Below are 21164 nucleotides of genomic sequence, written 5' to 3'. Positions count from 1 at the left end.
CTGGGGTCTCGCCTTTTGGGCCCCGGTGTCGGCCCTGTCGTCGTTGGTGGCCTTGGGTCTCGATCGTCTCGATCCCCCTTCAGGCCATCGTTGACCTGGCGAGGCCGCCAAGGACGTGGCCTCCGACCCCCGTATCGATTCGCTCGGAACGCCGAGCGGTTTCATTTTTCGAGGATTCCCAGGGAGCTACGGACCCGTGGCCAAGGCCAAGAAGCGTAAGACACGACGTAACGTCAGCCGGGCGGTCGTGCATATCAAAGCGACGTTCAACAACACGACGGTCACGATCACCGACCCCAACGGCGACGCGTTGTGCTGGGCTTCGTCCGGGACCGTCGGATTCAAGGGGAGCCGCAAGAGCACTCCGTTCGCGGCCCAGCGTGCGGCCGAGACCGCCGCGGCGACCGCGACGAAGTACGGGGTCAAGGAAGTCGAGGTCAAGGTGAAGGGCCCCGGCTCCGGCCGCGAGAGCGCCATCACCGCCCTCCAGGCTTCGGGACTCTCGATCAAGGCGATCGAGGATGTCACCCCCCTGCCCCACAACGGCTGCCGTCCCCCCAAGAAGCGGCGGGTCTGAGCGGATCGTTTCGACGCCTCTCGCATCGCATTGCATCGCTTGGTCCTCGACCTCGACGGGATCGAGGCCTCGCCAACCTCCTTCGTTCGGATCCGGCCGGATCCGCGGGTGAACCGGATATCGGGTTGCCGAATCCCGCGGTCAATGCCCTCCGGCGGATCGTAAGTCAAGCGTCCGAGGAACCCGTCGGCGCGTTCGCGACCACGGAAGACTCGGCCCCACTCAACCCGACCATCGCCTGAAGGATTGCTCGAATACCATGGGACGTCACATCGGGCCGGTTTGCCGGCTCTGCCGCCGTGAAGGCTTGAAGCTGTTCTTGAAGGGGACGCGCTGCGACACCCCGAAGTGCGCCATCAACCGCCGCGAAGGCGTTCCGGGCATGCACCAGTTCCGTCGGAGCAAAGCGAGCGAGTACTCGATCCGCCTCCGCGAGAAGCAGAAGGTCAAGCGCTACTATGGGATCTTCGAGCGGCAGTTCCGGAAGTACTTCGAGCTCGCCGGTCGTCGTCCCGGGAACACCGGCGACGCCTTGATGGCGATCCTGGAGCGCCGGTTGGACAATGTGGTCACCCGTCTCGGCTTCGCCACGAGCCGTCCGCAGGCCCGGCAGATGATCACGCACGGGCACATCACGGTAAATGGCCGCAAGCTCGACATCCCGAGCTACCTCGTCCGTCCTGGTGACCATATCCAGGTCAAAGACCGCGAGCACTCTCGGAAGCTCGCCGCGGCGAGCCTGGAAACCGACGGCATGCCGCCGGTGCCCGATTGGCTCGATCGCTCGAGCACGGAGCCGCCCGAAGGGCGCGTCTCCCGGTTGCCCGCGACTCAGGATATCTCGCTGCCGGTCACCCCGCAGTTGATCGTCGAATTGTTGAGCCGCTGAGAAAGAAAACAAGCGGTGATCCGCCCTCCGACGGGGACGAGGGTGCCGGTCGCACGACCGGCTCATTTCGACCGACCGCCGAGGGCCGATCGCCTTTTTGGAGAGTGCGATGCGCATCCGTTGGCGTGGCCTCGAACTTCCCAGCCGGGTCGTCTGCAACCGTGAGAAGTTGACCGATACGTACGGCGAGTTCCACATCGAGCCGTTCGAGCGCGGGTTCGGTCACACGGTCGGTAATAGCCTCAGGCGCATCCTCCTGTCCAGCCTGGAGGGGAGCGCCGTCACCAAGATCAAGATCCAAGGCGTCCAGCACGAATTCTCGTCGATCCCCGGCATGGTCGAAGATATTACCGACCTGGTCCTGAACATCAAAGGCCTGGTCGTTAAGAACCACTCCGAACAGAACCGGACGATCCGCATCGAGCGTGATCGTCGGGGCGTCGTCACGGCGGCCGACATCCTCCACGACGAGTCGATCGAGATCATCAACCCGGACCACATCCTTTGCACGCTGACCGATGACGTGCCGTTCGCTCTCGAGATGACGGTCGAGAACGGCCGTGGCTATCGGCCCGCCGCCGAAGGTCACACCGAGGACCTCGAGGTCGGCGCGATTCCGATCGACGCGATCTACAGCCCGGTGATCCGGGTCGAATACCGGGTCGAGAACACCCGCGTCGGACAGCGGACCAACTACGACAAGCTCGTCCTCCGGATCTGGACCACCGGCACGCTCGGCCCCGAGATGTCGCTGGTGGAGGCGGCGAAGATCCTCCGGAAGCACCTGAATCCGTTCGTACAGTACTACGAGCCGGGCCCGGGCCTGCCTTCAGAAGGGGGTGGCCAGGACGGTCACCGCTCCGAGCCGCTCGACGCCGAACTGGAGCGCAAGCTCGACATGAGCCTGGCCGAGCTCGAGCTCTCGGTCCGCGCCACGAACTGCCTCGAGAGCGAGGGGATCACCACCGTCCGGCACCTCGTCAGCCGTTCCGAGGACCAACTCCTGACGGTCCGCAACTTCGGCGAGACGACGTTGAAAGAAGTGCGGGCCAAGCTCCACGAGATCGGGCTCGACCTCGGCATGGAGCTCCCTTCGCGCCAGGGCGTCTGACATATTCCCCGGTCGCGTGCGGCGACAACCGCGGGGGCGCCCCCGCTTCGCCCGGCCGGTCCCGCTTTCGCCAAGGGCGCGAGCCCTTGAAGAAATCAAGTTCTAGCCACGGTTTGATGAACCATGCGACACGCAAAAGCCGGCCGGAAGTTCAAGCGTTCCCCGTCGCACCGGCGGATGATGCTCCGTAACCTGGCCACCTCGCTGTTCGAGCACGGCCGGATCGAGACGACGCTGGCCAAGGCCAAGGAGGTCCAGCCCTTCGCCGAGAAGCTGATCACCCTGGCCAAAGACGGTTGGAACCTGAACAACTTCCGCCGCGTCCTGGCCGTCGTGACCAAGAAGGACGTCGCCTTCGCTCTCTTCAAGGAGATCGGGCCGCGCTTCAAGGAGCGGTCGGGCGGCTACACCCGCATCTACAAGCTCGCCAAGGTCCGCCAGGGTGACGCGGCGCCGATGGCCGTGATCAGCCTCTTGGGTGAGAACGAGCAGATCAAGGCCCCGACCCGCCCGGCCGTCGTTTCCAGCTCGAGCAACTCCTGATCTCGGGAACGGTCACGGTCACGGTCACGGATCCAGGTCCTCCGGGGGGTTCAGCCCCCGGAGGGCGACCGTCCTCGCCAATGAGGCCCTCGGGGAGCGCCCAGTCTTGTCCCGACATCCCGACGACGCGAATTGCATCTTCTGCAAGATCGTCCGAGGCGACATCCCTTCCGCCAAGGTCCTCGAGACTGAGGACGCCATCGCCTTCCTCGACATCCGGCCCGTGAACCGGGGGCATGTCCTGCTCGTGCCCAAGGCCCATCACGCCGACCTTGTCGAACTGCCCGAGGCACTCGCCGGGCGAGTCGCCACCCTCCTGCCCCGCCTCTGCCGTGCCGTCCGCTCGGCCACAGGGGCCGACGGCTTCAACCTGATCGTCAACAACGGCCGCGCCGCCGGACAGACGGTCGACCACGGCCATTGGCACATCATCCCCCGGTTCCACAACGACCCCGTCGAATGGCCCTGGCCGCACTCCGAGTACGTCGGAGACGAACTCGGTCAGATGCAGTTCCGCATCGAACGCGAGCTCGACCCGACGCGCCTCGACGACTGATCGCCCTTCGCGAGCACGCGCGACGCCCTCTCCGCCATAGCGGCTGATCGTCACTCTCGCTGCGAGGTGTCAGAAGAACCCGGCCTCGCGAAGGACGCCGGGTTTCGCGGCCGTTTAGGCCTTGGGCCGGGCGTAAATGAGGGCGAGGAGGGCGTAGGCGGTCACCAGGTTGGGGTCGCCTTCCATGAAGCGGTCGGCCGTGTTGACCCAACTGCCGTCGGCGTTCTGGCGCTTGGCGAGGGCGATGACCAACTCGGCACGCCAGTTGTGTTCCTTGCCGGACGCGTCGGTGAACGTCGGCCTGTCGAGCATCCCCAGGGCCTTGGCGAAGGTCTGGTAGTAGTAGTACAGCCCGAGGGCGCCGAGGCCAGGGTTCTCGTCGAGGGAGTAGTGCTTGGCGATGTAGGTTGAGGCCGCCTTGACGCGAGGGTCGTCGGGGGTCAGGCCGGCGTGGATCATGCTCTTGAGCCCGGCGTAGGTCATGCTGGCGTAGGAGCGGAGGCCGCCGTTGGGATCGTTGCCGGCGACGCTCGAGCCGCCGTTGGCCGCCGTGTAGACGAAGCCTCCGTCGTTGACCTTGCCGGCCCAGGGCTGGTCGTTGAACTCGCCCTTGAGGTTCTGGCACCTCGAGACGAAGACCAGGGCTTTCTGCAAGCTCGGGTCGTCGGCGGGGAGCCCGGTCTCGCGGAGCGCGTCCATGAAGAACGTGGTGTTGGAAAGGTCGGGACGGCTGTTGCCGCCCCCGTACCCGGCACCTCCATAGAACGCATCGTCGCGTCCTTTCTTCTCCCCCTCATCCCACTGCATCGTCTTGAGGAACGCTTGCGCGTCCTTGATCACTCCGTCATAGCGCCCTTTGGTGTTGGCTTCGTGGAACGCCATCAACGAGATCGCGGTCGCGTAGTTCGCGTGGGGGACTTCGGACAGGCCCCCCTTGGGCCCGATGAACCGCTCGAGATACGCCAGGCCGCGCACGACCGCGGGGTCGGAGGGGGTGACCCGCTTCGAGCGGAGGAGTGCGGTCACGACCAGGGCCGTGATCCCCGGCTCGCGCTCGGTGGACCAGCCCCCTTTCGCATCCTGGCGCGACCGTAAGAAGGCGATCGCCTTATCGGTCATCTCGCCGACCGACGTTGCCGCCAAGGCCAGACCGGGCGTCAGTCGGCCCACGGCCGCGAGGGCGCCGAGGGCTCGGAGGCCTTGACCGAGGAAGCGACGACGACTGGGTTTCCAAAGCATTTCGGGATCCTTCTCATGCGAGCTGTAATGAAGTCGACAGAGTAGATAGTAGACAGTAGGCACGAGGCAGGAGGAAGGAGGGAGGAAGCGGCCGTCAAAGTGTGGGAGAGAGCGATCAAGGTTCCGGGGCCGTTGGCAGTAGGAGAGGTCGGAGAGGGAGTCCGAAACGTGGGGCATCAAAACGCGGTCGGGACCGAAAAAGGGGCGGGTCCTGGCATTGACGGTCTTGGATGTTCGCGCTAGACTCCGCCCTGCATTTCGAGAGGCGGGCGTGGGCCGGCCTGTCTCCTTCGCCCATGGGTGTCGCGGAAAGGATTCCGCCCGATGAATCGGAAACCCCTGATGCTCGTCGTGGCCATGATGGCCGTGGCGGGTTGCACGCTCAATCGCTCGGAGCTGCGCCAGACGTCTCTCCTGTCGAAGATCGGGGGGGGCGGCCACATTATCGAACCCAAGCGATGCGCACTCCAGGTCGCGATCCTGGCCCGGCCGCTTCGCGACGAGATCGTCGAGAGCAAGATCTGGAGCGTGGCCGACGAGCAGTCGGTCCCCTCGGAACTCCGTCACGACCTCGAGGGCAACGGGCTTCGGGTCGGCTTGATCACCGGCGACGTCCCCGCCGAGGTCGAGGCTCTTTTGAAGAAGACGCCGACGCCGGGTAAAGGTGAGCCGGTTCAACATATCAATGCGCCTGACGGCGAGCCGACGCTCATCAGCCTGAACGAGAAGCTCCCGCAGGCCAGCCTGCTCCTGAATCGCGAGGGGCATGCGTCCGGCAGGGACTACCAGGACGCCAGCGGTTGGTTCCGGGTCACCCCGACCCACGAGGGGACCAATGACGTGGCCTTGCGGATCGTCCCCGAGATCCACCACGGGCAGGTCCAGCGCGTGTTCTCGCAGCTCCCGAACTCAGGGGCGAATGCGCCCCACCAATTCATGCAGAAGGATGGCCAGCAGGAGGACACCCTCCGCGAGCTCGCCACGACTTTGAAGCTCAAGCCTGGCCAGGTCGCCGTGCTCGGTTGCCACGCGGACGCGTCCCGCAGCCTGGGGGCGTTCTTGTTCACCGAGACCGAGACGAACAGCGATCGCCTCCTCCAGAAGGTCATCCTCATCTGGGCGACCCGTACTGCTGCCATCACCCCCGGCGGCACCATCAGCCTCCCCCCGGGCGTCGAGCCGATCGAGCTCCCGGCCAAGGATTAGGAGATGTCGGAGTCGGCCGCGGCGGAACCCCGGGTTTGAGAAAGAAACCGGGTTCGGAGGAGTCGCTGACTTCGGCTTCCTGCCTCCCGAACTTCTGTCTCCTGACTACTGTCTACGGATTACGCCCAAGGGAGTCCCGCCATGGATTGGCAGCCGATTTGGGGAGGGCGCAAAGGCGGCCGGCCGGCGGAGGCTCGGAAGCAATGGGTCTATCATGGACGGCACGAGGCGGTGGCCTCGCCGCATCGGCCGACCCCGATTGTCGGCGAGCGGGGAAGGGCGATTTTGCCGTTGGGAGGGAGTTGGGACGTGTCGTCGCGCCTGATCACACTCGACGGTTCCGAGGGTGAAGGAGGGGGCCAGATCCTCCGGACGGCGCTCACGCTGTCGCTCCTGACGGGGAAGCCGTTCCGGATGGTGAAAATCCGGGCCAACCGCGAGCGGCCCGGCCTCCGACCGCAACATTTGAAGGCGGTCGAGGCGGCGGCGATGCTGGCGGATGCCGACGTGATCGGCGGGAAGCCCGGCTCACGCGACCTGACCTTCCGGCCCGGCCCGTACACGCCCGGCGACCTCCAGGTCGACATCGGGACGGCGGGCTCGACGGCATTGGTCCTTCAGACGTTGCATCTGGCGATCGCCCTGCGGACGGAGCAGGCGGTGCGGCTCACCTTGACGGGTGGGACCTTCAACCAGTCGGCCCCGTCCTTCCCGTTCCTCGATTCGACCTGGCGGGCACACTGCGCGGCCGTGGGCGCGACGTTGGGGTTGGCGATGCCGACCGCGGGCTTCTATCCCCAGGGGGGAGGACGCCTCGAGGCCTGGATCGAGCCGGCGACGTTGCGGCCGATGACCTTGACCGACCGGGGCCCCCTGAAGCGGATCAAAGGGGTGGCCGGGGTCGCCAGGCTCCGCCCGGACATTGCCCGGCGGATGTGCGACCAGGCCGAGGCCCGGCTCGCCGATTATGGTTTGACGGCCGAGTTCGAGTTGACGGAATGGACAGGGCCCAGCCCTGGCGCGGCGATCCGCTTGACCGCCGAGCATGCCCACGGGGCTCCCGCCACGTTCGTCGGCCTTGGTGAACGCGGCAAGCCCGCCGAGGCCGTCGCCGATGAGGCGGTGGATGAACTCCTGGCCTACGAGCAGTTCGACGGAGGCGCCGTCGACCCACACTCGGCCGACCAGATCCTCGTCCCCCTGGCGCTCGCCCCCGGCCGCAGCGAGTACACCGTCACCGACGTCACCGAGCACCTCCGCACCAACGCCGCGACCATTCGGGCCTTCCTCGACCGCACCATCGAGATCATCGAGCCGACCCTCGACCAACCCGGCCGGGTCATCGTCTCCTGATCTTCGCCACGAGGTCCGACGGTTCGTCTTCGCCGCGACGCCGGTCACCCAGGGTGGCTCCTTGAGGTGGCTGGACTCGTTCCTCTACCATAACGGCCGGAACGGAACGGATCCGTCGGGTCGTTGATGCGAGGTGACCGAGTCGTGATGACACTCTCTTCTCCCCTGGCCTGTCTGGGTAGCCTGGCCGTACTCGCGATGGTCGTGGGGCCGCCCCGGGCCGAGGCTTCGGGCATTTCCTCGGGGGATTACCCGACGATCCAGGCCGCGCTCGACGCCAATCCGGGCAAGGTCATCGACGTCGGCCCGGGGACCCACGAGATCGCCGAGACGATCCGGATCGTGACCGAGGGAGGCGGCCTGGACGGATCCGGGAGGATCATCCAGACGGACCCCGCGCGGGCAATCATCCGAATCGACCACGCGCCGGGGGCCAGCCTCCGCGGGCTCACGCTGACGCGGCCGGAGGGCCTTCGGGAGACCGTGGCGGAGGCGGTGCTCGCCACCGACTCGCGCGACGTCACCCTCGAGGCCCTGAAGGTCGTCGACAACCAGACCCGGGCCGCCGCGATCGAGCTGCGGAATTGCGTCGACAGCCGGGTCTGCGACTGCCTGGTCCAGAACTATCAGCGCGTCGGGGTCGACGACCGGACGGCGACGCCGGATCAGGGATTTGCGTTCCGCTGCATCATCGGCACCGGGATCATGATCCGGGAATGCCAGGGGACGTTGGTCCGGGGGAACCGCGTCCGCGAGGACCGCCTCGTCCCCACGCCGGAGGTCAAGCGTCGATACGAGCTGGGCAAGTTCACCAAGAGGAACGCCGTCCGGGGCCGCATCACCAACGCCCGAGACTGGGAGCGGGGCGAGACCGACAACTGGATGCAAGGGACCGCCGTGCACGTGGCCTCGCCCGAGGTGACGGACGCCACCCAGGTGATCGGCAACCTCGTCGAGCGCGCGGGCCAGGGGTTTGACATCCACGCCGACCACGTGATCTTATCCCAAAACATCGTCAATGATGCGTTGATCGGCATGAAAGCGATGCATGGCTCGAAGCATGTGATTGTGATTGGCAATCAGTTCCTCAAGAATTCCCTCTGGAGCATCGCCATGATGCCCGGGGCCTCGTCGCTCCCGGCCCAGGCCGCGGAGTCGAACCGACCGGCTCGAGCGGCCAACGTCGACGGCGGCTCGATCATCGCCAACAACATCATCTCCGACTTCGGGCTCGGCCAGACGCGCTGGATCTGGGGCGAAGAGAGCCTCGGCTGCCCGATCCGGTTCGACCACGGCCAGGTCCCCGAGAACCCTCCGCTGGCCGACGTCATCATCCAGGGGAATGTCGTGTACGACACCGGCCGCGATTCTCTGATCAAGGACGGGAAGCCCGAAGTCGTCCCGCCCCGATACCGCTACGCCGTCCTCGTCGAGTCCGGCCCCACCGCGCCCGTCGGCCTGCACTTCTCGAACAACGTCTTTCATCCGGGACTGCAAGGGGTTTCCAACGTCGAGCTGAAACCCTGAGACGAGGCCGCGCCCCTCGGCTTCACCGAGCCGGTTGCTCCGAGGGAGCAAGCGTCAACTCGCCGAGCTCGAGAGGCGTATCGCCGCGCCCCCCGGGGATCTCGGGGATGGTCGTCGTCCCGGGGGTCACCGACCAAAACCGTCGGTGTTCACTCGAAGGGCTTGTGGGAATGATAATCCACTGATATGCCCCGGCGATGACATCTTCGATCCGGAACGAGCCGTCGGCCTCGACTTTGATCTGGTAATACCCACTCGATTCACGATCGCTTCGTCGCATGTACGCGATCCCTGCCTCGCTCTGCCGCCAGGCCTTGATCCACTCGGCTCGCTTTTCTCCGGTCAGGCCTTCGGGCACGTTGACCCGAGGAAACTTGATCTGGGGGGTAAGAGTGAATCTCAGCGAACTCCAGTCGAGGTTGGGAATGGCGTCCGGCTTCGCAACGAATCGTCCCACGACGGGACGCCCCGAACCTCCGACCGTGACGTGTACCGCTGCACCAGGCGCGACCTCGAGGGATAACCAGGGACCGGAAGTGATCCAAGAGGATGCACTGCTCGCCCTCCCGACCCGGATGTCGCCAGGGATGACGTGCTCGAAGAAGAATCGCCCCGAGCTGTCTGACTCTGTTGAGGCAGCCTGGTAGTCAACCCGCCGGTCTTCGCGACCCGATGTCCTGCCCTGGAATAGCACGACGACCTGGAAGGCTCGCGGACTGGTGCCGACCTTGAGGGTGCCCTCGACGCGGCCCCAGGGTTGGATCGTCATCACGTGCGACTTGGCGAAGTCTTCCTCGAGGATCCGGGCCTGCCCCCGTTCGTGGTAGGCCAGGAGAACGGCCGGCTCGTCCTGGTGTGGGAACGCGAAGCGGCCGTCCGACCCGGTGGTCACGGTGGGGTGTCGTTCGGGGTCCATGTCCCGGCCGTCCTTGAGGCTTACCCTCTGCGAGTTCGTGGCCAGGGTCACGATCGCGCCGACCGCAGGGCTCCCGTCCGGGAGTCGGACGATGCCCGAGAGGGCAGGATCGTTGGCCGGGGTGCCCCGCTTCAGTTGGAAATCGTAGACCTGGGGACTCTCGGTCGTCCGGAACCCTCGAGAGACGGCCGGGAAGTAGCCCGCCGCCTCGATTCGAAGACTGCGCAGCTCGGGTCTTGATGTTGTGAACACGACCTCATAATGACCACCCTGGCACTTATACGCCAATTCGCGGTTCCATCGTTCCGACTCATCCGTCGAGTCGTCGCCGATGAGCAGCTTGAAGTCAGGGATCGGCTGGCCGGTCTCGGCGTCGACCACGGATCCGCGGACGGTGAACTCCGGGGTCAACGTGATGCGACTTTCTCCGTCGGTTGCCCGTGATGGTCGCTCGACGAACATAAAGCCCGGCTTGTAAACCCGAAGTGTGACAGGGCGTGTCGGCTGGTCGGTGAGGCGGAATCCGCCTTCGGCGGTCGACTTCGTCCGAGACCCCAGGCTTGGGAACTCCGGGAATCCGACGGCACCGACCGAGGTGTTCGCCAACGGTTTGCCCTCGAGATCCAGCACACGCCCTTCGATCGTTCGGCCTGGCTCGAGTCGGATGTCGACGGGAGGCATTGCTGCCCTCGCTCGAACACGTGCAAGGTCGGGAGCATAGCCGGGGGCGCGGACGACGAGCAGGGTGTCACCCGGCTCGACATGCGGGAAGGAGAACCGCCCGTCGGCGTCGGTCGTTTTCACGAAAGGCGGGCCTGGTGAGGACTCCGTGCCCTGTGTCACTTTCGCGCCGGCGATCGGCCGGGCTTCTCGGTCTGTCACACGACCTGTCAGCGGTACGCCGGAATCCATGACCATCACCGCGGTCGTGTCTCGCAACGCCGATACCCGCGTCAACTTGCGGGATATGATCTGGTCGCTCACGTGGTCTGGATGTTGGAGCCGGAAGGATAAGCCTTCGAGGTTCGCCGGCGCGAAGTTGCAGACCCAATGCCCCTTTGCGTCGGTCTTGATGGGCTCGGCCGACAGGCTGGGAAGAGAAATGCCATCGGCCATGAACCCACTCGGTATCGACAACTCGACGAGGACGCCCTCGATAGGCTGGCCCCGAGGATCCTGGACCTGGCCGCCGATCGATGTCCCCGGTTCGAGCTCGATCTCGAAGGAACCAGGCAGGGACAATCGGGGAGAGTCGTGGCCCCCTCCCCATGTGACCCAGGTCGGCACGAATCCTTCCTTCCTGGCCCGGATCCAGAGGCCGTTCGGATGCGCCTCGGGCAAAGTGAGGAGGTATTGCCCCGACGCGTCCGTGACAACCTCTTTCAGGAGGTTGTCCGAAGCCACCCTCAGCGCAACAGCGGGCACGGCTCCCCTGGTCCGCTTGTCGACAACGCGGATCTTCATGGTTCGGCCGGGGGAGGCTTCCTGATCCCGGTCCCGCGGATCCGATTCCTCAGTCGCGATGGGACGAGCCGACTCTCGCGGCGTCCCGGCGCCCGGTTCTTGTTGGTCCGGTCCACCCTGCTGACCGAACACGCAGGCCAGGGCGATCAGCGTCGTGCCGGCCATCACGGTCAGCGACATGGCCATGAATTTCAGTCGGGAAGTTCGCATCGCACCGAGGACTCCGTTGACGATCGCCATGACCGAGGTCTTCGCGATCGGATCGCCGAGGGACGTGGTTTTCAGGAGTCCGATCGTCGAGATGGTGAGGGTTTCGGGGGGAGTGGCTGGGGCGGGGATCGAAAGGGATGAGGGCCCGACCAACCCGGCGTTGGGGGCCAACCCTCTCCGGCTCAGGCGGTCGCGCAGGCGCTTGCGGGCCCGGGAGAGTCGTCCTTTGATCGCCGCGGGAGTCCCGTTGAGGCGTCTCGCGGCGTCCTCGTAGGTGAGGCCTTCCAACTCGCAGAGGATCACCGGCCGGGCGTATTTCTCGGGGAGGCGACGGATCTCCTCATCGAGTGCGAGAAGGCGTTCCCGATCATCGTCGACCTCCCCGGCTGTGGCTTCCGGATGCGCCGCCCGATGCTCCTTCTCGCGACGACGGGCCGTATCCCCCCGGGCTCGCAAGGCGACCCGGTAGGCCACTCCATGGAGCCAGGGGCCTACCCCGCTGGGGTCTCGGAGCGAGCCGGCCTTGCCGAGCAGGATCAGGAACGTGGCCTGGAAGGCGTCCTCGACATCGTTCGTATCGTGGAGCAGACGGCGACAGACTCCCCAGACCATGGGGCCGTGACGACCAAGCAGAGCCTCGAACGAAGGGGCATCCCGTCGCGCATGGACGCGATGGAGAAGCTCGTCCTCCGACAGACCCGAGACGGTCCCCACCTGGAAAACCCGCTGGATCTGCCGGGCGACCGCGCCTTGATCCGCGTCTCGCATGCGTGTGGCCCTCGTTCGCGATTCCTCTCGTCACCAAGATACTGCGTCGAGGACGCGGATCGGACCGGTGATTCTTCGGGGCCGACGCCCGATGATGAACTCCGTGGTGGGCCGCGGTTCGGCCGTGTGGAGTCGGCCAGAGGGCGGAGGGATTGGTTGCACGAGCTTTGGTTTTCGCGTCTATCGAGGGCGCTATGGTCGGCCCTGAACAGCGAATCGTGACCGAAAACGCCGGGGACGTTGCGGCACGCCGCTTGCATTCTCATCCCAGCAAGGTCCTCTGCTGCGAAGCGAGGCGTTCGTGATCCAATCCCCGGAGGTTGTCATGGCCGAGTCGTTCAAAGACAAGGTTGAGGAAACCGGTCACAAGATCGCCGAGACGGCGACGAAGGTCGGGCACAGGGTCGGCGAGAAGGTCGAAGAGGCGGCCGACTGGGCGAAGGAAAAGGCCCACGTGGTCGGCAACCGCATCGACGAGGCGGCCCAGAAGGTCGAGCACAAGGCCAAGGAGACGTTCGGCGAGCTCGGCTCGGGATCCTCGGGCACCCACGCCGACATCCGCGAGCACATGACCGTCGTCGGCTCCTGCGGCAAGGCGCTCGGCCGGGTCGATCACGTCGAGGGGAGCTCGATCAAGCTCACCAGGTCCGATAGCCCCGACGGCCAACACCATCGCATCCCGTTGAGCTGGGTGAGCCGGGTCGATTCCCAGGTCCACCTGAGCAAGAGCTGCGGCGACGCCGAGCTCGAATGGGAACCGGCCTGATTTGACCGGGTCGATTGTAAGCCTGACGAGAGACGGGCCTGGATTACCCCGGCCCGTTTCGTCGCGCGCCGAGATCCTCATGGATAGGCATAGAAATGCTGATGCCTCTCACCAAAACGTTTGCCGGGAAAGTTCTTCACCACAATGGCACAACGATACAAAGGAAAGATTACAAGAGTATGAATCACTCTCGAGTCCTCTCTGTGATTCCTTTGTGCCTTTGTGGTGAATCTCCAACACGGCTTAGGCCAGCTTCACGGCGCGGCCGGTCTCGGCGGAGCGTCGGGCGGCGTCGAGGATCTCGACGACGACGAGGTTGTTGCGCAGCGATGAGAGGCCGGAGGGCTTGATCTCCCCGTGCACCACGGCCGCGAAGTAGCGGAGGAAGTCGTCCTCGGGGGCCTTCAACTCGGGGGCCTGGCGGGATTCCTCGGCTTTGCTGCCCGGGAGGCGAACGCGCAAGCCCTTCTGGGCGACGGTGAGCACCTGCCCGGTCCGGCCGTAGACCTCCATGTCCTTCCGGTCGAACGGCCAATTCCACGAGGCCTGGATGATCGCTTGCGCCCCGGGATACTCCAGGACGATCGTGGCCTCGTCGTCGACCTTCGGATAGACCTCGGGCTTGAACCGTTGGGTCACCGCCGTGACGGAACTCGGCCGGGCATCGTCCATGAGCCAGGTCATCAGGTTGGCGCCGTAGCAGCCGAAGTCGAAGAGGGCCCCCGCCCCGTTCTGCTCGGGGTCGGTGAGCCAGGCGAGGAATTCCGGCTGTACGCCGATCTCTTTCGGGCCGCGGTGGCCATCGTGGACGACCACCTTGCGGATCTCGCCCAGGGCCTTCTCTTCCTTCGCCAGTGCGTACACGGCGCGGTTGGACGGATACCAGGTCGTCTCGTAGTTCACGAGCACAGGGATTCCCGACTCCGATGCGGCCCGCTCGATGGCTCGGGCCTGCTCAACATTGACGGCGAGCGGCTTCTCCATCATCACCGGGATCTTGCGGCGGGCACAGGCCTGAACGACCTCGAGATGCCCGGCGGTGCTGGTGAAGGCGACCACGGCTTCGGGCTTCGCCCCGTCGAGCATCGCCTCGAGCGAGGGATAGACCGTGGCCGGGTCGAGCCGGGAACGCTGCGTGTATCGCGCCGCGACCTCGCGGTCGGGCTCGGCGACGCCGACCAACGTGACGTCCTTGGAGTTGCGGTAACGGCCCAGGAACCCCGACGCATGGCCGTGCACGAGTCCCGCCATCCCGAGCCGCAACGGCGGCGAGGCTGCGCCGCTGGTCGTCACTGCCAAGGCTGCCATCGACCCGAGGAAGGTTCTGCGTTGCATCGGCTCGTCCTTAATCTCGTCTCGAAGGATATTTGATCCCGTTGCCTCGATGCCGCACGGCCGGGGAAAGATCAGGCGATCGACAATCTTGATTCGACGGAGCCTGTCCCGAAGCGACATGGCTCTCGATCCTCGCGCCCTCGTAGGCAAGTCAAAGGCCAAGTCGATGGCCGTCTCGCCAGGCCCTCCGACCCCTTTGTACCGGATCGCCGCACGGGGATCGAGGACGTAGAGGATTGTCGCGTTTCCGACCCGCCTCTTGTTTGGGATGGTCGTTTGCAGACGGCTCAGAAGCAAGGGAATTGCGGCACAATTTTATTGATGTTGTTAGATCTGGAATTAAAAATATAGTGATTTTCGTGTTCGCTGGTCTGAGAGGGGATAGGGGTTGGCGGGGACTGCGGCAGAAACCCGGCTTTGAAGAAAAAGCCGGGTTTCGGATCAATTTGTCAATGCTTATAGATCAGTGGGCCACTCGTCGAAATCGTCGGCGATCTTGACCCGCCCTTTCCATCGCCCACCTTGACGGGGTGATACGTCGGTTTGGATCGGAGTCAGTCGCATGACCGGCTGCCCGGCTTTGGCGATGAGGGCATCCTCACCATTGAGAGCGAGCTCGATCAGTTCCGAGAGGCGAGACTTTGCTTCGTGAATACTGGCGATTTTCACGGAGACCTCCTGCGTCGATACCGTATGTGTTCCGAATCCCGATTTTGAAGAAGAAGCCGGGTTTCGGCCGCAGCCACCACCGGTCTCTCCTCTTGGGTGAGTTGCCACCGCCTCTCTCCGAGGCCCGTTTTCGAGGGGATAACGGGCTTCGGAAGGGGTGATATTACGGTGTGGCGCCCCCGGTGGGGACGGCGACCTGGTAGGCGAGGACGGGTGCCCGCCTGCGGGTGATGGCGGAGGTGACGGCGTAGCGGAGGCGGCCGGTGGCCCGGGCGAGGTGTTCGAGGACCTGGGCCGGCGTGACGGCGTCGGTCGGGGGTTGGACGCGGACGGTCACGAGGAGGCGTGACGCGTCGGGGGCCGGCGCGACGGCGACGACCTGGAGGTTGCGCAGGATGTCGTCGCCGCAGTCGCCGGCGAAGGCCGCATCAAGGGCCTCGGCGACCTGGCCGCAGAGCTGGCGGGCCTTGCGGAGGGATTTCTGGCCCTTCAGGCCCTGGCGGATCTCGTCGCGGGGGTCGACCCCGTCGTCCGGGTGGACCTCGGCGCAGAGCGAACGCAACGTCTTTCGTGACGGCTTCCGGGAGGATGGCATCTTCGGCTCTCACGTGGAAACGCTCGGCGCAACGTACCCCCGGCGCCGATCGGTCGGATGGGCGGGTGAAAACGCTTCGACGTGGTAAGAGCCTGGCCGGATCAGCCGGACGGGGGTAGCCCGGCCTCCGGTCGCAGGCTCGACGGCACAGTCAGGCGGGGACTCGGGCGCATCGTCGGCCTCCTTCGGTTCGGGCGGGGTTTTGTGATGGGCCGAGGTTCGGGGCACGAAGCCGTCCTCGGCGAATTCGAGGCCAAGCCTCCCATCACAATGTTTTGGTACTCTTGATCAGAGGCCCTCGGCCCCCTTCGGGTTCGCACGGATTCGGAGGATCGCGGAAATCCGGCGGGGCGAGCGCCGCGGGGACGAACTCCGGCCGGATCTCGGCCCGTGATCGGGCCCTTCGTCCAACGAACGACGTGTCATCGAAAGGGGATGGCGATGAGTGTTGGCGAGAGTCCTGCGAGACGAGGCATGGCCTTCTGCCTGGTTGTTGTTGTCGTGATCCTCGTCGCGGCCGGCACGTCCGACGCGGCCGTCGATCCCCCTCCCGCCCGTGTGGCGGAGCTGATCGAGGCTCTAAGGAAGACGAAGATCGGCGAGGAGAAGCAGTGGGCGGCCGCTGTCCGCGAACTCGTCGAGATCGGCAAGCCGGCGGTGCCGCCGCTCATCGAGGAGCTGGACCGGACGACCGACCAGATGCCGTTGCGGTCGATCGGCTTCACGCTCCGGGCGATCGGCGACCCCAGGGCGGTGCCTGCCCTGATCCGGGCGATTCCCCGCACCCTGATCGGGCCCTCGAGCGACTACGGCTTGGTGGTCGACGACCCCAAACTCTTGGCGTTCATGAAGGCTCACGACCTGAGCGCGGGGGAATCCGGGGGCTACTTTGATTTTGGCAGGCCCTTCCGTGAGATCACCGGGGCCTTGCACGCGATCACCGGCCAGCGGTTCAACGAGGACGAACTGAACTTCATCCATCTCGAAGGGGGCCCGGCGCAGCGCCGAATCCAGCGCCGACGACTCCACCAACTCGCGGAGCACTGGGCCCTCTGGTGGTTGAAGAACCGGAAGCGGCTCACCGACGACCCGGCCTATGCCTTGGTGAACCTCCCCCCGCTGGCCGATCAGCCCGGCACCCTCGCCGACCCCGACCGGCCGTTCCCGACCGGCCCGAAGGTGCGGGCCTCGACCACAACATCCAACGTGATCCTCGGCCCTCCCCAGCCCCTCAAGTACTACCGGACGTTCAAGGACCTGGACACCGGCGGCGACGTCCCCTGGCCCAAGGAACTGCCCGCCGTCGAGGACGCGAAATCGGACGAGGTCGAGTCCTGGGCGAAGCGCGAAGGCTTCGACCTGCGGGGGATCGACTACCGGGCCCCGGGCGCGGAGCAACCGACCTACGCCCTCCAGGGGCTCGGCCTTCGCACCTGGCAGATCGACGACCGCAGGTTCGACACGATCGAGACGGAGCTCCGCAAGGAAGAGCCGCCGGATCTCGGCCGACCCGCCGGCGACCTCCTCATGGACTTCGACCCCAAATCGAAGACCTATCACCCCGAGAAGACGGCGACCTTCCTGTTCGTCACCCGGGACGGGGCGACGGGCATCCTCCAGGTCACCAGCCTCATCACGGAGCTCTTCGGCAAGCAGGACATCGGCCAGCCTGTCCAGCCCAAGACCAACCGGGGGTTCTATCGGGGCGTGCAGTTCCAGTTCAAGCTGATCTATGAAGACGAATGATGGCCCTTCTCGGTTTCCGATGAGATCGCGCCCCCGCCCCCGCACCGGAAGAAATTCGGAGTGGAAGGCGATTCGGCATGGGATTTGGATGTCACCAGAGTTCAGACACGACATTCCCCCCCAGACTCGGATCACAGGAATAGGCGGCCGTCGGTTTGATGCGGATGAAGGGGCGCGCGGCGTCCGGCAAACGCATCGACCATCGCGGCACGCGGGCGTCGCCCCGACGCCCGGACGGGTGGGTCTCTGGGGATTCGGGCCGATCGGAGGGCCTCCGGTCGGCCCCGGTGGCGCCTTGCGCCGGATCGGGGGGGCTGTCCATTGGCCGTCAAGACGAGAGCGAGCTCGAGTTCGGCGAATCCGACGGTCCTGGCGATGGACCATCCCGTCACGCTCGCGATGCTGGTGGTGGCCCTGATCAGCCTCGGCATCCTGGCCTATTCCCGGATGCGGGTCGACATCTTCCCCTCGTTGAACACCCCGAAAATCTACGTGTTCTTTGATTTTATCGGGATGAGCCCCGACCAGATCGAGGGCTTCATCGTCAATGAGCTCGAGCTCTATTTCCAGTACGTGGACGGGGTCCAGGACATCAAGTCGAGGAACATCCAGCAGGTCGGGCTGGTCGAGCTGGGGTTCTTCAACGGGACGGAGATGGGGCAGGCGATGGCGCAGGTCGTCGCGATGTCGGACCGCGCGATGTCGTGGATGCCCCCCGGGGCGTTGCCCCCCATGATCATGAGGATGGACGCCGGCAGCGTGCCGATCGGCTACCTCGTCTTCACGAGCGAGGGGGACAAGACCTCCATCGGGGCGATGGGCGACCTCGCGCAGAACGTCATCCGCCCGCTCGTGCAGAAGAACGTCCCGGGGACGGTCGCCATCTCGCCCTTCGGCCCGAACATGCGGTCGATCATCGTCAACGTCGACCCGCAGAAGCTGCTCTCCTACAACCTCGACCCGCAGGACCTGGTCACGGCCCTGGCGGAGGGGAATGTGGTCATCCCCTCGGGGAATATCTACATCAAAGACTCGATGCCGATCGTGCACAACAACGCAACGGTCGTGGACGTGAAGCGCCTCGGCGACATCCCGATCAAGCTGGGGCAGAACGTCTACATCCGGGACGTGGCGACGATCCAGGACGACACGGACATCACCTACGGGTACGCGCTGGTCAACGGCCGGAAGGCGATCCACCTGCCAATCATCAAGAAGGACACGGGGTCGACGTTGACGGTGGTGTCCGACGTACATAAGTCGATGGATAAGTTCCGGGCCGCGGTCCCCGAGGACGTGAAGATCAGCTTCGAGTTCGACGAGTCGCCGACGGTCGTGCACGCGGTCGAGAGCGTGGCCAGCGAGGGGGCGATCGGCGCGGGGCTGACGGGGCTGATGATCCTGCTCTTCCTCCGCGACCTCCGGAGCGTGGTGGTGGTCGTCTGCAACATCCCGCTCGCCCTGACCGGCTCGCTGTTCGGGCTCTGGGTGACGGGCAATACCATCAACATCATGTCGCTCGGGGGGATGGCGTTGGCCATCGGGATCCTCGTCGACGAGGCGACCGTGACCATCGAGAACACGCACGTCCAGATGGAGGGGACGCCGAAGACCGCGACGGCGGTCCTCCGGGCGAGCAACGCGACGGCGGTCCCCAGGCTCCTGGCGCTGCTGTGCATCCTGTCGGTGTTCATCCCCGCCTTCGTGATGGAGGACCCGCTCCGCTCGCTGTTCATGCCGCTGACGCTGGCGGTCGGGTTCGCGATGGTCACGTCGTACCTGCTCTCCAGCACGCTCGTGCCGGTCCTGAGCGTGTACCTGCTCAAGCATAAGAAGGGCAGGGAAGCGGCGGGGGGCGGGGGGCCGGGGCTCTTCGATCGGGTGAACGGCGCCTACCACGGAGCCGTGGAACGATTCATCGCGTGGCGATGGGCCGTGGTCCCAGCGTACCTCGCGGCGTGCCTGGCGATCCTCGGAGGGCTGGGGCTGGAGATCGGGACCGAGCTCTTCCCCCGGGTCGACTCCGGGGAGTTCGTCCTGCGGTTCCGGCCGCCGCCGGGCTCGAGCTACGAGCTGACGAGGGAGATGGGGCTGAAGTGCCTCCAGGAGATCGAACGCGAGGCGGGGCGCGAGAACGTCGAGATCACGATGGGGTTCGTCGGCCAGGTCGCCCCGAACTTCGGGATCGACAACATGGTGCTGTTCATGCGGGGGCCGGACGACGGTTGGCTGCGCGTCAAGCTGAACGAGTCGTCCGGCATCGCGCTCGACGCGTTCCGGGAGCGGCTCCGCGGGGCCCTGCCCCGCCGGGTGGTCGCCTGGCTGGCGAAACGCCTGGAGGCGGGGGGGGGCACCGGGGGACTGCCGGCGGACGAGGCGAGGGAGCAGGCCGAGTCGTCCACGTTCGGGTTCGAGCCGGGGGACATCGTGAGCCAGGTCATGAGCTTCGGCTCCTCGAGGCCGATCGCCGTGCGGGTCATCGGCACGGATTACGACGAGATCCGCAAGCACGCGGAGAAGATCGCCGGGAAACTCCGGTCCTTGCCGCACCTCCGCGACGTCGGCTTCGAGCAGACGCTCGACTACCCGACGGTCGAGGTCGAGATCGACCGGGAGCTGGCGGGGCTGGTCGGCGTCACCCCCGAGCATGTCAAGCACGCGCTCGTCATGTCGACCGCGTCGACGCGGTTCACGAATCTGAACTACTGGATCAACGAGAAGACCGGCTTCGACTACCTCGTGCAGATCCAGGTCCCGCCGCTGCGCATCGACAAGCCGGAGGACGTCGAGGAGCTGCCGCTCCGGTCGGTCAACCCGGTCATGCCGCTGACGGTCCGGGACGTCCTGAAGGACGGGCGGGTGCACACGAGCACCCGGCCCGGCGAGTACGACCGGGACATGTCGCAGCGGTTCCTCACGGTGGTCGCCAACGTCGAGGGGGAGGACCTCGGCCGGGCCGCGAAGCAGGTACGCGAGGCCGTCAAGCAGGTCGGCGACCCGCCCCGGGGCATCCGCGTGGAGGAGCAAGGCTCCCTGCCGCAGATGTCCCAGATGTTCCGGGCGCTCGGGATCGGGCTGGCCGTCGCCGTGTTCGTCATCGTCGTCCTGCTGACGGCCTATTTCCAGTCGCCCCGGCTCGCGGTCATCTCGATCGGGGCGGTGCCGGGGGTCCTCGCGGGGATCGCGGTTGCGCTGCTCGCCACGAAGACCACGCTGAACATCGAGTCGTTCATGGGGTCGATCATGTGCCTCGGGGTCTCGGTGTCGAACTCGGTGATGCTGGTCACGTTCATGGACGAGCACTGGAAGGCGGGCAAGCCGTCGGCCGAGGCGGCCCTGCTCGGGGCGAGCGAACGGCTTCGGCCGATCCTGATGACGGCCTGCGCCATGACCGTGGGCATGGTGCCGATGGCCTTGGCGCTGGAACGCGGCAGCCAGATGGAAGCCCCCCTGGGCCGCGCCGTCATCGGCGGGCTGGTGATGTCGACGTTCGCCACGCTACTGATGCTCCCCGCGATCTTCACCCTCGTGATCGGACCCAGGGAGCCGAGCTCCCCCTCTCTCTACCCGGGCAACCCCTCGAGCGCCTACTACGATCCCGGGCTCGATGAGGGCGACCGAGGGGGCCTCGAGCCCGAGGAGGGGGAGGCCGAGGACGGGGAGGACGAGTCGTAGCCGACCGGAGGCAGGACCC

At 65.9% G+C, this 21164-nt stretch carries 15 protein-coding genes; 11 read left to right on the top strand and 4 right to left on the bottom strand.

The genetic code is table 11. From position 1 onward, the window contains the following. The first annotated feature begins 196 nt into the window (after positions 1-196). From rpsK to ACYOEI_RS27370, 5 genes are all read left to right on the top strand, one after another. Complete coding sequence (rpsK, locus tag ACYOEI_RS27390) at positions 197-577, top strand: 30S ribosomal protein S11 (RefSeq protein WP_015244082.1); 381 nt, start codon at positions 197-199, stop codon at positions 575-577. A gap of 259 nt (positions 578-836) precedes the next feature. Then, a complete protein-coding gene (gene rpsD / locus ACYOEI_RS27385; RefSeq protein WP_462852829.1) occupies positions 837-1466 on the top strand; it encodes a 30S ribosomal protein S4 in 630 nt (209 codons plus the stop codon). A 109-nt stretch (positions 1467-1575) separates the two neighbouring features. Next, positions 1576-2577 (top strand): DNA-directed RNA polymerase subunit alpha, encoded by a 1002-nt coding sequence (locus ACYOEI_RS27380; protein ID WP_462852828.1) that lies wholly within the window; start codon positions 1576-1578, stop codon positions 2575-2577. A gap of 123 nt (positions 2578-2700) precedes the next feature. After that, on the top strand, positions 2701-3120 hold the full coding sequence (gene rplQ / locus ACYOEI_RS27375) for a 50S ribosomal protein L17 (RefSeq protein WP_462852827.1): 420 nt from the start codon (positions 2701-2703) through the stop codon (positions 3118-3120). Between the two features lie 106 nt (positions 3121-3226). Further along, entirely contained in the window at positions 3227-3676 is a 450-nt protein-coding gene (locus ACYOEI_RS27370) for an HIT family protein (RefSeq protein WP_462852826.1), read from the top strand. A gap of 114 nt (positions 3677-3790) precedes the next feature. Here ACYOEI_RS27370 and ACYOEI_RS27365 read toward each other — a convergent pair whose 3' ends face one another. After that, positions 3791-4915, bottom strand: coding sequence for a prenyltransferase/squalene oxidase repeat-containing protein (locus ACYOEI_RS27365; RefSeq protein WP_462852825.1), 1125 nt, complete (start codon positions 4913-4915; stop codon positions 3791-3793). Between the two features lie 324 nt (positions 4916-5239). On the opposite strand from ACYOEI_RS27365, the gene ACYOEI_RS27360 reads away from it, so the two are divergent. The 3 genes from ACYOEI_RS27360 (at position 5240) to ACYOEI_RS27350 (ending at position 9001) form a co-directional block, all read left to right on the top strand. Next, positions 5240-6121, top strand: coding sequence for a hypothetical protein (locus ACYOEI_RS27360; protein ID WP_462852824.1), 882 nt, complete (start codon positions 5240-5242; stop codon positions 6119-6121). A gap of 309 nt (positions 6122-6430) precedes the next feature. Then, a complete protein-coding gene (gene rtcA, locus ACYOEI_RS27355; protein WP_462852823.1) occupies positions 6431-7474 on the top strand; it encodes an RNA 3'-terminal phosphate cyclase in 1044 nt (347 codons plus the stop codon). Positions 7475-7621: 147 nt separating this feature from the next. Further along, the gene (locus ACYOEI_RS27350) at positions 7622-9001 is read left to right on the top strand and encodes a right-handed parallel beta-helix repeat-containing protein (protein ID WP_462852822.1); all 1380 of its coding nucleotides are present in this window, start codon (positions 7622-7624) and stop codon (positions 8999-9001) included. Between the two features lie 22 nt (positions 9002-9023). Here the strand turns inward: ACYOEI_RS27350 and ACYOEI_RS27345 are convergent, their stop codons facing one another. After that, positions 9024-12359: a sigma-70 family RNA polymerase sigma factor gene (locus tag ACYOEI_RS27345; RefSeq protein ID WP_462852821.1), complete on the bottom strand. Its 3336-nt coding sequence runs from the start codon at positions 12357-12359 to the stop codon at positions 9024-9026. A 301-nt stretch (positions 12360-12660) separates the two neighbouring features. Between ACYOEI_RS27345 and ACYOEI_RS27340 the strand changes: the two genes are divergently transcribed. Continuing rightward, positions 12661-13125: a DUF2171 domain-containing protein gene (locus ACYOEI_RS27340; RefSeq protein WP_462852820.1), complete on the top strand. Its 465-nt coding sequence runs from the start codon at positions 12661-12663 to the stop codon at positions 13123-13125. A 243-nt stretch (positions 13126-13368) separates the two neighbouring features. On the opposite strand, the gene ACYOEI_RS27335 is transcribed toward ACYOEI_RS27340, so the two are convergent. Next, the gene (locus tag ACYOEI_RS27335) at positions 13369-14460 is read right to left on the bottom strand and encodes a Gfo/Idh/MocA family protein (RefSeq protein ID WP_462852819.1); all 1092 of its coding nucleotides are present in this window, start codon (positions 14458-14460) and stop codon (positions 13369-13371) included. An 832-nt stretch (positions 14461-15292) separates the two neighbouring features. Further along, complete coding sequence (locus ACYOEI_RS27330; RefSeq protein WP_462852818.1) at positions 15293-15724, bottom strand: ribosome-binding factor A; 432 nt, start codon at positions 15722-15724, stop codon at positions 15293-15295. A 441-nt stretch (positions 15725-16165) separates the two neighbouring features. Here ACYOEI_RS27330 and ACYOEI_RS27325 point away from each other — a divergent pair, with 441 nt between their 5' ends. Then, complete coding sequence (locus ACYOEI_RS27325; RefSeq protein WP_462852817.1) at positions 16166-17470, top strand: HEAT repeat domain-containing protein; 1305 nt, start codon at positions 16166-16168, stop codon at positions 17468-17470. Positions 17471-17845: 375 nt separating this feature from the next. Continuing rightward, positions 17846-21145, top strand: coding sequence for an efflux RND transporter permease subunit (locus ACYOEI_RS27320; protein ID WP_462852816.1), 3300 nt, complete (start codon positions 17846-17848; stop codon positions 21143-21145). Positions 21146-21164 lie beyond the last annotated feature (19 nt).

The sequence above is a fragment of the Singulisphaera rosea genome (assembly GCF_054877945.1).
The sequence above is the reverse complement of the archived record's forward strand: the minus strand, read 5'-3'. Positions and strand labels throughout refer to the sequence as shown.

Bases quoted from the DNA above. Each gene is read 5' to 3' on its own strand.
- rpsD (WP_462852829.1), top strand. From the start codon at position 837: ATGGGACGTCACATCGGGCCGGTTTGCCGGCTCTGCCGCCGTGAAGGC.
- ACYOEI_RS27380 (WP_462852828.1), top strand. From the start codon at position 1,576: ATGCGCATCCGTTGGCGTGGCCTCGAACTTCCCAGCCGGGTCGTCTGC.
- rplQ (WP_462852827.1), top strand. From the start codon at position 2,701: ATGCGACACGCAAAAGCCGGCCGGAAGTTCAAGCGTTCCCCGTCGCAC.
- ACYOEI_RS27365 (WP_462852825.1), bottom strand. From the start codon at position 4,915: ATGCTTTGGAAACCCAGTCGTCGTCGCTTCCTCGGTCAAGGCCTCCGA.
- ACYOEI_RS27360 (WP_462852824.1), top strand. From the start codon at position 5,240: ATGAATCGGAAACCCCTGATGCTCGTCGTGGCCATGATGGCCGTGGCG.
- ACYOEI_RS27350 (WP_462852822.1), top strand. From the start codon at position 7,622: ATGACACTCTCTTCTCCCCTGGCCTGTCTGGGTAGCCTGGCCGTACTC.
- ACYOEI_RS27345 (WP_462852821.1), bottom strand. From the start codon at position 12,359: ATGCGAGACGCGGATCAAGGCGCGGTCGCCCGGCAGATCCAGCGGGTT.
- ACYOEI_RS27335 (WP_462852819.1), bottom strand. From the start codon at position 14,460: ATGCAACGCAGAACCTTCCTCGGGTCGATGGCAGCCTTGGCAGTGACG.
- ACYOEI_RS27330 (WP_462852818.1), bottom strand. From the start codon at position 15,724: ATGCCATCCTCCCGGAAGCCGTCACGAAAGACGTTGCGTTCGCTCTGC.
- ACYOEI_RS27325 (WP_462852817.1), top strand. From the start codon at position 16,166: ATGAGTGTTGGCGAGAGTCCTGCGAGACGAGGCATGGCCTTCTGCCTG.
- ACYOEI_RS27320 (WP_462852816.1), top strand. From the start codon at position 17,846: ATGGACCATCCCGTCACGCTCGCGATGCTGGTGGTGGCCCTGATCAGC.